The sequence below is a fragment of the Streptomyces sp. NPDC059371 genome (genome assembly GCF_042751995.1).
GTDB lineage: Bacteria > Actinomycetota > Actinomycetes > Streptomycetales > Streptomycetaceae > Streptomyces.
The window spans coordinates 62,715-75,497 of sequence record NZ_JBHYXD010000041.1 but is presented as its reverse complement, the minus strand read 5'-3'; the positions used below and the strand labels follow the sequence as shown (position 1 = coordinate 75,497).

General features: G+C 73.3%; 2 protein-coding genes. Both read left to right on the top strand.

All coding sequences use genetic code 11. The annotated features are described in order from the left end of the window. Positions 1 to 2,651 (top strand): SDR family NAD(P)-dependent oxidoreductase (locus ACFXGX_RS23070; RefSeq protein WP_384794368.1); only part of this gene is annotated, 2,651 nt, incomplete at its 5' end. Between the two features lie 46 nt (positions 2,652 to 2,697). After that, positions 2,698 to 12,762 carry a type I polyketide synthase gene (locus ACFXGX_RS23065; RefSeq protein ID WP_384794366.1) on the top strand — a complete coding sequence of 3,355 codons (10,065 nt, stop codon included), beginning with the start codon at positions 2,698 to 2,700 and terminating at the stop codon, positions 12,760 to 12,762. Positions 12,763 to 12,783: the final 21 nt, after the last annotated feature.

Here is a 12,783-nt window from a genome sequence, read left to right as displayed (position 1 = left end):
CCGAGGCTTTCACTCAACAGGGCCGCAAGACCTCGCGGTTGAAGGTCAGTCATGCGTTCCATTCGCCGTTGATGGACCCGATGCTGGAGGAGTTCACGGAGGTCGTCAGTGGTCTGGTCTTCGACGAGCCGCGGATTCCCGTCGTTTCGAACCTCACCGGTCGGCCGGCCGAGGCGTACACGCCGGAGTACTGGGTGCGGCACGTCCGTGAGGCGGTGCGCTTCGCCGACGGCATCGAGACCCTCGGCGACCTCGGTGTGACCACGTTCGTCGAGATCGGTCCCGGCGGTGTCCTCAGCGGCATGGCACAGGGCTGCGCGGACGACGCGGTCGCCGTGCCCGTGCTGCGCGGTGACCGCCCCGAGCAACAGGCCCTCGTCACCGCGCTCGCCGAACTGCACGTCGCCGGCGCCGAGGTGGACTGGAATTCGTTCTTCGCCGGTGCGCGGAAGACCGACCTGCCGACCTATGCGTTCCAGCATGAGCGGTACTGGGTCGACGCCCCGGAGACCGTTGCCGCGGTCGCGGTGGACCCGGTGGACGCGGAGTTCTGGGAGACCGTCGAGCGCGAGGACCTGCAGTCCCTCGCCGAGACGCTCGACATCGGGGCAGGGGACGCGTTCAGCGACGTGCTGCCGAGGCTGTCGTCGTGGCGGCGGCGGCGCAAGGAGCAGTCCACCGTCGACGGCTGGCGCTACGGCGTCACCTGGAAAGCGATACCCGACCCCTCCACGGAGGAACCTGCCCGCAATGGCATATGGCTGGTTCCGGTCAGCGCCGCCCAACTCGGCGACGACTGGGTCGCCGCCTGCCTCCGCGCGCTGACCGAGCGGGGCCTGGCGCCGCTGCCGGTCCCGGTCGAGCCGGCCACCGGCCGTGAGGACCTGACCGCGCAACTCGCCCGAGCGGCCGGTGCCGAGACCGTGGCGGGCGTCCTGTCGCTGCTCGCCGTCGACGGCGAGGCCGCCCCACAGGCCGCCGCGATACCCGTCGGCGTCACGCTGTCCGTGCTGCTCGTCCAGGCCCTTGGCGACTCGGGCATCGGCGCCCCCTTGTGGTGCGCGACCCGGAACGCGGTGGGTGTGAGCTCCGCCGACGAGGCGGCGGACCCCTACCAGTCCCTGGTATGGGGTCTGGGCAGGGTGGCGGCGCTGGAGCACTCGCGGCGCTGGGGCGGTCTGATCGACCTCCCGGACACGGTCGACGACCGGGTCGCCGGCCGCCTCGTCGCGGTGCTCGGCCAGTCGGCCGAGGACCAGGTCGCGATCCGCGACCACGGGATGTTCGCACGGCGTCTGTCGCGTCTGCCCGCAGCCCGGAGTGATCGTTCGTGGTCGCCGCGCGGCACCGTCCTGGTCACCGGCGGTACGGGTGCGCTGGGCGGGCACGTGGCCCGCTGGCTCGCCGGTGCGGGAGCGGAGCACCTGGTGCTCACGGGCCGCCGCGGTCTCGACGCCCCCGGCGCCACCCGCCTCAGGGCCGAACTGGAGGAGGCGGGCGTGCGTGTGACCGTCGTCGCCTGCGACGTCGCCGACCGCGATGCGCTGGCCGCGCTGCTCGCCTCGCACCCGGTGAACGCCGTCGTCCACGCGGCCGGCACCGCCGAGGCGGGCATGCTCGCCGAGACGAACCTGGGCGACTTCGCGGCGACCGTCGCCGCGAAGGCCGTCGGAGCCGTGTACCTCCACGAACTCCTCGGCGATCAGGATCTGGACGCCTTCGTCCTCTTCTCCTCCATCTCCGGCGTGTGGGGAGGCGGCGGGCAGGCCGCTTATTCGGCCGCGAACGCCTTCCTCGACGGCCTGGCGCAGCACAGGCGGGCCCGGGGCCTCCCCGCGACCGCGATCGCCTGGGGCCCGTGGGGTGATGGTGGCATGGTCGCCGACGCCGGGGACGAGGAGCGGCTGCGACAGCGCGGCCTGACCGTGCTGCGGCCGGACCGGGCGATCTCCGCGCTGCACGGTGCGCTGAGCGGCGGGGACGGCGCGGTCACCGTGGCCGACGTGGACTGGGAGCGGTTCGTCGTCCCGTTCACCGTCGGCAGGCCGAGCGCGCTGCTGAGCGACCTGCCCGAGGTCAGGGACGCCCTCGCGGAGGAGCCCGCCGAGCGGACCGCGGAGCCGTCCGCGCTCAAGGCGAAGCTGTCCACGCTGTCCGAAGGCGAACAGCAACGCCTGCTCGTGGACACGGTGTGCGCGCACGCGGCGACGGTGCTGGGCCACAGCGGATCCGTGGCGGTGGAACCGGACCTGGCGTTCCGGGACCTCGGCTTCGACTCCCTGACCGCGGTGGAGCTGCGCAACCTGCTCACCGCCGACACCGGCCTGACCCTGCCCGCGACGCTGGTCTTCGACCACCCGACGTCCGAGGCGGTCGCCCGCTACCTGCGCAGCGAACTCACCGGCGAGGCGGGCCCGGAGGAGGTGTCGGTCTTCAGCGAGCTCGACAGGCTGGAGTCGGCGATCTCGACGGCCGCCTCGGCCGAGGAGACGGTCCGGTCGGGGGTGCGAAGGCGGCTGCAGGAACTGCTGTCCCTGGTGAATTCCGCCGGAGAGCAAGGCGCTGAATCCGCCGACGCGCAGCGACAGCTCCAGGACGCGACGATCGACGACATCTTCGAACTGATCGATCAAGATCTAGAAAATTCCTAGTTCTTGGCGCTCTACCTTTAACGACAGCCGAGGACGGATGAGGCGGATGAGCAGCAACGAAGACAGGCTTCTCGAGTATCTCAAGCGCGTCACGGGAGACCTTCGTCAGGCGCGGGAGCGCCTTCGCGAGGTCGAGGAGAAGGACCAGGACCCCATCGCGATCGTCGGCATGGCGTGCCGGTATCCGGGCGGGGTGCGCTCGCCGGAGGACCTGTGGCAGTTGGTGGCCGCCGGTGGTGACGCGGTCGGCGAGTTCCCGGCGGACCGGGGCTGGGACGTGGAGGACATCTACGACCCGGACCCGGACGCGACGGGGAAGACGTACACGCGCCGCGGTGGATTTCTGTACGAGGCGGGGGAGTTCGACCCGGGTTTCTTCGGGATCAGCCCGCGTGAGGCCGTGGCGATGGACCCGCAGCAGCGGCTGCTGCTGGAGACCACGTGGGAGACGTTCGAGCGGGCCGGCATCGACGCGGAGTCGCTGCGCGGCAGCCGTACCGGAGTCTTCGTCGGCTCCGGGTACCAGGACTACGTCAACCTCCTGGTCGGGGTGGGCGGCGAGTCCGACGGCCATCTGGGGACCGGCAACTCCGCCAGTGTGATGTCCGGCCGTATCGCCTACACCTTCGGCCTGGAGGGCCCGGCGGTCACGGTCGACACGGCGTGCTCGTCGTCGCTGGTGGCGCTGCACTGGGCGATCCAGGCGCTGCGGGGCGGCGAGTGCTCCATGGCACTGGCCGGCGGTGTGCAGGTGATGACCACGCCTACCGCGTTCGTGGAGTTCAGTCGCCAGCGCGGGCTGGCCCCCGACGGCCGCTGCAAGCCGTTTGCCGCCGGGGCCGACGGCACCGGCTGGGCCGAGGGCGTCGGCCTGCTCCTGGTGGAGCGGCTGTCCGACGCCCGCCGCAACGGGCACCAGGTGCTGGCCGTTGTCCGTGGCAGCGCCGTCAACCAAGACGGTGCGTCCAACGGTCTGACCGCGCCGAACGGCCCCGCGCAGCAGCGAGTGATCCGCCAGGCGCTGGCATCGTCCGGCCTGTCTCCCGCCCAGATCGACGTCGTCGAGGCGCACGGCACAGGCACGACGCTGGGCGATCCCATCGAGGCGCAGGCGCTGCTCGCCACGTACGGCCGGGAGCGACCGGAGGACCGGCCGCTGTGGCTGGGCTCGCTCAAGTCCAACATCGGCCACGCGCAGGCGGCCGCGGGCGTCGGCGGCATCATCAAGATGGTGATGGCGATGCGCCACGGAGTGCTTCCGCAGACCTTGCACGTGGACGAGCCAACGCCGCACGTGGACTGGTCGGCGGGCGCGGTACGGCTGCTCACCGAGGCCGTCCAGTGGCCGGAGACCGATCACCCGCGCCGTGCTGCCGTGTCGGCCTTCGGCGTCAGCGGCACCAACGCCCACACCATCATCGAGCAGGCCCCGCCGGCCCAGGACGAGGAGCCCGCGGGGGTTCCCGCCGACGGCCCCCTGGCGTGGGTGCTCTCCGCCAGGAGCGACGCGGCGCTGCGGGCCCAGGCGGCCCGGCTGCTGCCCTTGGTACGGGGCGAGGTCCGGCCCCAGGACGTCGGAATGTCGCTGGCCACGACTCGCGCGGCCATGCGTCACCGGGCCGCGGTCGTGGGGAGGAACCGTGAGGAACTGCTCCTCGGGCTGGCGGACCTGGCCGCCGGGACCCCTTCGGCCCGTGTGCTGCTGGGGCGCCCGGCCGGCGGCAGGACCGGCTTCCTCTTCTCCGGGCAGGGATCGCAGCGCATCGGTATGGGGCGCGAACTGTACGCGGCGTTCCCCGTCTTCGCCGCGGCCTACGACGAGGTGTGCACGCACCTGGACGCCCCCGTCGACGTCGATGCCGAAACGCTTCACCGGACCGGGTGCACCCAGCCCGCCCTCTTCGCGGTCGAGGTGGCCTTGTTCCGGCTCCTCGAATCCTTGGGCGTCCGGCCCGACTTCGTCGCCGGCCACTCCGTGGGCGAGATCGCCGCCGCGCACGTGGCCGGTGTGTTGTCCCTCGACGACGCGGCGAAGCTGGTGTCCGCGCGTGCCGCACTGATGCAGGCACTGCCCGCGGGCGGTGCGATGGTCGCCGTGCAGGCCACCGAAGAGGAGGTCCTGCCCCACCTCACCGACGGGGTGAGCATCGCCGCGGTCAACGGCCCCTCGTCGGTTGTGGTTTCCGGCGTCGAGACGGCGGTCCTGGCGATTGCCGCGGGCTTCGCCGAGCAGGGCCGTAAGACGTCCCGGCTGAAAGTCAGTCACGCGTTCCACTCGCCGCTGATGGACCCGATACTGGAGGAGTTCGCCGAGGTCGTCCGTGGCCTGGCCTTCGAGCAGCCGCAGCTCCCCATCGTCTCCAACCTCACGGGTCAGCCTGTCGAGGCCTACACCCCCGAGTACTGGGTCCGGCACGTGCGCGAGACCGTCCGCTTCGCCGACAGCGTCCGCACCCTGCACGACCTGGGCGTGAAGACCTTCATCGAGATCGGTCCGGGCGGTGTGCTGAGCGGCATGGCGCAGGGCTGTGCGGACGACATCGTCACCGTCCCCGTACTCCGGGCCGACCGCCCCGAGCGGCAGGCCGTCGTGACCGCGCTCGCCGAACTGCACGTGCACGGCGCCTCCTTGGACTGGCAGGCCCTCTTCCCGGGCGCTCACCGCGTCACCCTGCCGACCTATGCCTTCCAGCACGAGCGGTACTGGGTCGACGCCCCGGAAACCGCTGCCGCCGCCCCGGCGGTGGACCCGGTGGACGCGGAGTTCTGGGAGACCGTCGAGCGCGAGGACCTGCAGTCCCTCGCCGAGACGCTCGACATCGGGGCAGGGGACGCGTTCAGCGACGTGCTGCCGAGGCTGTCGTCGTGGCGGCGGCGGCGCAAGGAGCAGTCCACCGTCGACGGCTGGCGCTACCGCGAGTCGTGGAAGCGCCTGGGCGAGCCCGCTCCGGCCGGCATCGGCGGAACCTGGCTGTTCGCCGTGCCGGAGGAGGAGAACGGGCAGATCGCCGAGGTCCGCACCGCGTTCATCGCCCGTGGCGCCACTCTGAAGACGCTGGTTGTCGGCGCGGAGAGCGACCGCGCCGGTCTGGCCGGAGAGCTGGCCGGGATCGGGCCGGTCGACGGCGTGCTGTCCCTGCTTGTCACCGGTGACCCCGTGCTGCCCACCCTGCTGCTCGTCCAGGCCATGGGCGACGCGGGCGTCGACGCCCCGCTGTGGTGCCTCACCTCGGGTGCGGTGGCCGTGAGCGGCTCCGACGCCGTACGCGACGCCCGGCACGCCCAGGTCTGGGGCCTGGGCCGCACCGTCGCTCTGGAGCTCCCCCGGCGCTGGGGAGGCCTGATCGACCTGCCGGAGTCCGTCGACGACCAGGCCGCGGCACGCCTGGCCGACGTGCTGGGACAGGCGCTGACGGGCCGGTGGGAGGAGGACCAGCTCGCCATCCGTGCCTCCGGCGTCTTCGCCCGGCGGCTCGCCCACGCACCGGAACGGGCGGCCACCCGCCGCTGGCAGCCCCGCGGCACCGTCCTCATCACCGGTGGTACGGGTGCGCTGGGCGGCAACGTCGCCCGCTGGCTGGCGCTCGGCGGCGCCGAACACCTCGTCCTCACCAGCCGCCGGGGCGCGGACGCCCCGGGCGCCGCCGCCCTGCGGGACGAGCTGGAAGCCCTCGGTGCCCGCGTCACGCTCGCCGCCTGTGATGTGGCCGACCGCGACGCCGTGGCGGCTCTGCTCGCGGAGCACGCCTTCACCGCCGTCGTGCACGCCGCCGGAGTCGCCGACGCCGGCATGGTGGACGCCACGAACCCGGCCGCCTTCGCCGCCGCGCTCGCCGCCAAGGCCGGCGGTGCGGCGCACCTGGACGAGCTGCTGGGCGACCAGGAGCTCGACGCGTTCGTCCTCTTCTCCTCCATCTCCGGCGTCTGGGGCAGCGGCGGCCAGGCCGCCTACGCCGCCGGAAACGCCTTCCTCGACGGTCTCGCCCGGCAGCGTCGAGACCGCGGACTCACCGCGACCGCCGTCTCCTGGGGCCCCTGGGCCGACGGCGGCATGGTCGAGGACGGCGACGACGAGGAGCGGCTGCGCCGCCGCGGCCTCCGCGCGATGACACCCGCATCGGCGATCACCGCCCTGCAGCGGGCGCTCGACCGCGACGAGACCCTGCTGACCGTGGCCGACGTGGACTGGGCGCGCTTCATCGTGCCGTTCACCCTCGGCCGGCCCAGCCCGCTGCTCGGCGACCTCCCCGAGGTACGCGCGACGCTCGCCGAGGACGCCTCCGAGACGGGCCACGGCTCCGGGGCGCTCGCCGCGAGCCTGGCCGGGCTGTCGCACGGAGACCGCGCACGGGCCCTCGTGGACCTCGTGCGCACGCACGCCGCCGCCGTCCTCGGCCACCGCGGAGCGGGCGCCGTCGAGACCGACCGGCCCTTCCGGGACCTCGGCTTCGACTCCCTGACCGCGGTGGAACTCCGCAACCGCATCAACGGGGCCACCGGCCTCGCCCTTCCCACGACGCTGGTCTTCGACCACCCCACGGCCGCGGACCTCGCCACCCACCTGCTCGCCGAACTCACCGGCGGCCAGGAGGCGAAGGCCGCGGCCGCCGCGGCCGCCGCGGTGCTGGACGAGCCGATCGCCATCATCGGGATGGCCTGCCGCTACCCCGGTGGCGTGCGCTCACCCGAGGACCTGTGGGAGCTGGCCGCCTCCGGCCGCGACGCGATCTCCCGCTTCCCCGGCAACCGCGGCTGGGACGTCGAGGCGCTCTACCACCCGGACCCCGACCACCCCGGCACCACGTACACCACCCAGGGCGGATTCCTGCACGACGCGGACGAGTTCGACGCCGCGGCCTTCGGAATCAGCCCCCGCGAGGCCGTCGCCATGGACCCGCAGCAGCGCCTGCTGCTGGAGACCACCTGGGAGGCCTTCGAGCGCGCCGGGATCGCCCCGCACGCGATGCGCTCAACCGACACAGGTGTCTTCGTCGGCTCCGGCTTCCAGGACTACACCGGCCGCCCGCTCAAGGTGCCCGACGGCGTCGAGGGCTACATCCCCAGCGGCAACGCGGCCAGCGTGATCTCCGGCCGGCTCTCCTACACCTTCGGACTGCAAGGCCCGTCGGTTACGGTCGACACCGCCTGCTCGTCCTCGCTGACCGCCCTCCACCTCGCCGTGCAGGCGCTGCGGGGCGGCGAGTGCTCCATGGCACTGGCCGGCGGCGTGATGGTGATGGCCGGACCGTCCGCGTTCACGATGTCGAGCCGGCAACGCGCGCTGTCCGCCGACGGCCGCTGCAAGGCGTTCTCCTCGTCCGCCGACGGCACCGGCTTCGCCGAGGGCGTGGGCCTGGTCCTGGTGGAGCGGCTGTCCGACGCCCGCCGCAACGGGCACGAGGTCCTGGCCGTCGTGCGGGGCAGCGCGGTCAACCAGGACGGCGCCTCCAACGGCTTGACCGCGCCCAGCGGCAGGGCCCAGCAACAGGTCATCCGGCAAGCGCTGGCCAACGCCCGGCTCGCCCCGGACGAGGTGGACGCCGTGGAGGCGCATGGTACGGGGACGAAGCTCGGCGACCCGATCGAGGCGCAAGCGCTCCTCGCCACGTACGGCCAGGGGCACTCGGGGGACCGGCCGCTGTGGCTCGGTTCGCTGAAGTCCAACATCGGCCACGCGCAGGCGGCCGCGGGTGTCGGTGGCGTCATCAAGATGGTGATGGCCATCCGGAGCGGCATCCTGCCGCGGACGCTGCACGTCGATGAGCCGACCCCGGACGTCGACTGGTCCAGGGGGAACGTGCGCCTGCTCACCGAGCAGACCGCCTGGCCCGACCGGGACAGGCCACGGCGTGCGGCCGTCTCCTCGTTCGGGATGAGCGGTACCAACGTGCACACCATCATCGAGCAGGCCCCGCGGACCGCGCCCGCCACCGAGGGCGAACAGACGCCCGCAGCGCAGGACGCGACCGCCGTCCGGCCCCTGGACGTGCTCCCGTGGGCGCTGTCCGCGAAGACCGCCCGATCTCTGCGCGAGCAGGCCCGCCGGCTCCTGAACCACCTCGACCGCGCCGAAGGGCTCTCGCTGCCCGACGTCGGCCGCGCCCTCGTCACCACCCGGACGCCGCTGGAGCAGCGGGCCGTCGTCGTCGGCCACGACCGGCACGAGCTACGGGCCGGGCTCGCGGCGCTCGCCGACGGCAAACCCGCGGACACCGTGGTCCAGGGCACCGCCACAGCCTCCGGCAAGGTCGCCTTCGTCTTCCCCGGCCACGGCTCGCAGTGGACCGAGATGGCCCGCGAACTGCTGGACACTGCCCCGATCTTCGCCGAGCAGGCGAAGGCCTGCGCGGAGGCGTTCGCCCCCTACCTCGACTGGCCGCTGCTCGACGTCCTGCGCGCCGAGCCCGACGCGCCGGACGTGGCCGAGGTGGAGGTCGCCCAGCCCGCGCTGTTCACGGTGATGGTGTCGCTGGCCGCTCTGTGGCGCTCCTACGGTGTGACGCCCGCCGCCGTCGCCGGCCACTCGCAGGGCGAGGTCGCCGCCGCGTACGTCGCGGGGGCACTCACTCTGGACGACGCGGCCCGGATCGTGGCCCTGCGCAGTCGCTCGCTGACCAGGCTCATCGGCCAGGGCGCCATGCTCGCGGTCGCCATGCCCGCCGACCGGGTGCGCGCGAGGCTGGAGAGGTACGGGGACCGGCTGTCGGTCGCCGCCGTGAACGGGCCCACCGCCCTGACCGTCTCCGGAGAGCCCGACGCGGTCGACGAACTCCTGGCGGAACTCGAAGCCGAGGGCGTGCGCGTGCGCAAGGTCCGCGGCGCCACCGGCGCCGGGCACTCCGCCCAGGTCGAGAGCCTGCGCCCCGAACTGCTCGAGCTGCTGGCCCCGGTCGCGCCGCGGCAGGCGGACATCCCCTTCTACTCCACGGTGACCGGCACCGTGCTGGACACCACCGCCCTGGACGCCGAGTACTGGTACCGCAACGCGCGGCACACGGTGGAGTTCGAGCGGACCGTACGGTCGCTGTTGACGGACGGGCACGGTGTGTTCGTCGAGTGCAGCGCGCACCCGCTGCTGGCCGGCTCGGTGCAGGAGATTGCGGACGAGGCCGGTGCCGACGCCGTGACCGGCGCCTCGCTGCGCAGGGCCCAGGGCGGCATGGACCGCTTCCTGCGTTCCGTGTCCGAACTGCATGTGAGCGGCGTGCACGTCGACTTGACGGTCCCCTTCACCGGGCGTCCGGTACGGCGCGTGGACCTGCCGACGTACGCGTTCCAACGGCAGAGGTACTGGCTGGAGAGCGCCGACCCGGTGCCCGCGGGCGCCGATCCGGTCGAGGCCGGGTTCTGGGAGCTGGTGGAGAACTCGGACCTGTCCGGGCTCGCCGATGAACTCGGGGCGGACCACGCCGACCTCGTCGGCCCGGCGCTGCCGGTGCTGTCCGCGTGGCGTCGGCGCAGCCGCGAGAAGTCCACCGTGGACGGCTGGCGCTACCGCGTCTCCTTCCGACGGCTGACCGACCACCCGGGCCCCGGCCTGGACGGCCTGTGGCTCGCCGTCCTCCCCGCCGGACTGGCGGACGAGCAGTGGGCGCCCTGCGTCGTCGGCGTGCTCGGCGCCCATGGCGCCAAGGTGCGGGTCGTCGAACTCCCCGTCGACTGCGACCGATCGCAGGCCGCGAAACGGCTCGCCGAGGAACTCGGCGGCGAACAGCCCGCCGGTGTCCTGTCGATGCTCGGCCTCGCCCCCGGCCGCCACCCGGCCCACCCGACGTTGTCAACGAGCCTCGCCGCGACCGTCACCCTGGTGCAGGCACTGGGTGACGTGGACGTCCAGGCACCGCTGTGGTGCGCGACCCGCGGAGCCGTGTCCACCGGAGCCACCGACCCGCTGCGCGACGCCGGTCAGGCACAGCTCTGGGGCCTGGGCGTCGTCGCCGCACTGGAACTGCCCCGGCGCTGGGGCGGTCTCGTCGACCTGCCCGAGAAGCTGGACGAGCACGCGCTGCGCCGCCTGGCCGGAGCGCTGGCCCAGCACGACGAGGATCAGCTCGCCGTACGCGTCGACGGCGTGTACGGCCGACGCATGATCCGGGCGCGGCCCGCCCATGTGGAACCCGCGACACCGTGGCAGCCTCGCGGAACCGTCCTGGTCACCGGCGGAACCGGCGGCGTGGGCCGGCACCTCGCCCGTTGGCTGGCCGGCGCGGGCGCGCAGCACTTGGTGCTCACCAGCAGGAGCGGACCCGACGCCCCCGGTGCGCGGGAACTGCACGCGGAGCTGACCGCCCTGGGCGCCGAAGTCACCATCGCCGCCTGCGACATCACCGACCGCGATGCGGTCGCGCGACTGCTCGCCGGCATCGACTCCCGTCACCCGCTCACCGCAGTGCTGCACGCCGCCGGCACGGCACGGTCGTCCCTGCTGACCGACGCCGGTCTCGACGAGTTCGCCGAAGCCGCGGCCGCCAAAGTCACCGGCGCCGTCCACCTCGACGAGTTGCTCGACGGCCGGGAGCTGGACGCGTTCGTCCTCTTCTCCTCCGGTGCCGGCGTCTGGGGCAGCGGTGGGCAGGCCGCCTACGCCTCCGCCAACGCCTTCCTCGACGCCCTGGCACTGCGGCGGCGGGCCCGCGGCCTGACCGCGACCTCGCTCGCCTGGGGCGGCTGGGCGGGCGGCGGCATGGTCGACGACGCGGTCCAGGAGCGCGGCGAGCGGCGGGGCCTGGGTCTCATGGCCCCCGAGCTCGCGATCACAGCCCTGCGCCAGGCCGTCGAACACGACGAGGCGGCCCTCACCGTCGCCCCGATCGACTGGGAGAAGTTCCTGCCCGCCTTCACCGTCGGACGGCCCAGCCCGCTGCTGGCCGACCTGCCCGACGTACAACGGCTCCTGGAGGCCGAACGGGCCACCGGCGAGGAGACCGGCACCGAAGCGGCGTTGGCGACCGAGCTCGGCGCACTCGCCCCGGCCGAGCAGGAGGAGCGGCTGCTGGAGCACATCCGCGCCCAGAGCGCCGTGGTCCTCGGTCACGCGTCGGCCGAGGACGTGCTGCCCACCGCGTACTTCCTGGAGCTCGGCTTCGACTCGCTCACCGCGATCGACCTGAGCCGGCGCCTGTCGGCGGCGACCGGCGTCCGCCTGCCCGCCGGACTGGCCTTCGACCATCCCACGCCCGCCAGGCTCGCCAAGCACCTGTTGACACGGCTCCCGGGCGCCGGCCACGGCACGGCGGAGGAGCGGCCCGCCGACATGCTGGTGCAGCTCTACCGGCACGCGAGCGAGAACGGGACGGCCGGCGAGGCCATGGGGATGCTGATGGAGGCGGCCCGTTTCCGGCCCTCGTTCGAGCGGCCCGAGGAACTGGCCCAGCGGCCCGCCCCGGTACGGCTGTCGCTAGGCGACCGTCCTCTCGCGCTGATGTGCTTCTCGCCGTACGTCGTACCGGCCGGCGCGCACCAGTACGCGCGGTTCGCCGCACCCTTCCGCGACCGGCTGGACGTGTGGGCGCTGGTCAACCCCGGCTATGAGAAGGGCGAGCCGGTCCCGTCCGATCCGGACGCCGTGCTCCGGCTGCACGCGCGGACCGTACGGGAGTGCGCCGGCGGAAAGCCGGTTGTCCTGCTCGGCTACTCCTCGGGCGGCTGGATCGCCCACGGTGTGGCGGCACACCTGGAGGCCATGGGCGAGCAGCCGGCGGCAGTGGTGATGGTCGACAGCTTCAGCCGAGAAGTCCCCTTCGACCACCAGGTGCTCAACGCGATGGCCCAGGCACAGTCGCAGCGCCTGGACTTCATGAGGTCCGGCGGCGAACAGCTCACCGCGATGGGCCGCTACATGCGCCTGTTCGACGCCTGGGCCGCGCCGGAGATCGCCGCGCCGACCCTGCTCGTACGGGCGAGCGAGCCCATGCTGGCCGACGCCGCGTACGGCGACGGGCGCGCGGCACCGCCCGAGCACGTGGACACGATCGTCGAAGTGAGCGGAAACCACTACTCGATGCTGGAGGACCACGCCCGCACCACCGCGGCGGCGGTGGATTCCTGGCTGGCGGACGTCGTCGCCGATTCGTCCGACCCCGCCGCACCTCCGGACGCAACGACCGCATGACCGCCCGCGACCACCGCGGGC

Excerpts from the sequence above, each read along its gene's own strand:
- ACFXGX_RS23065 (WP_384794366.1), top strand. The coding sequence starts at position 2,698 with ATGAGCAGCAACGAAGACAGGCTTCTCGAGTATCTCAAGCGCGTCACG.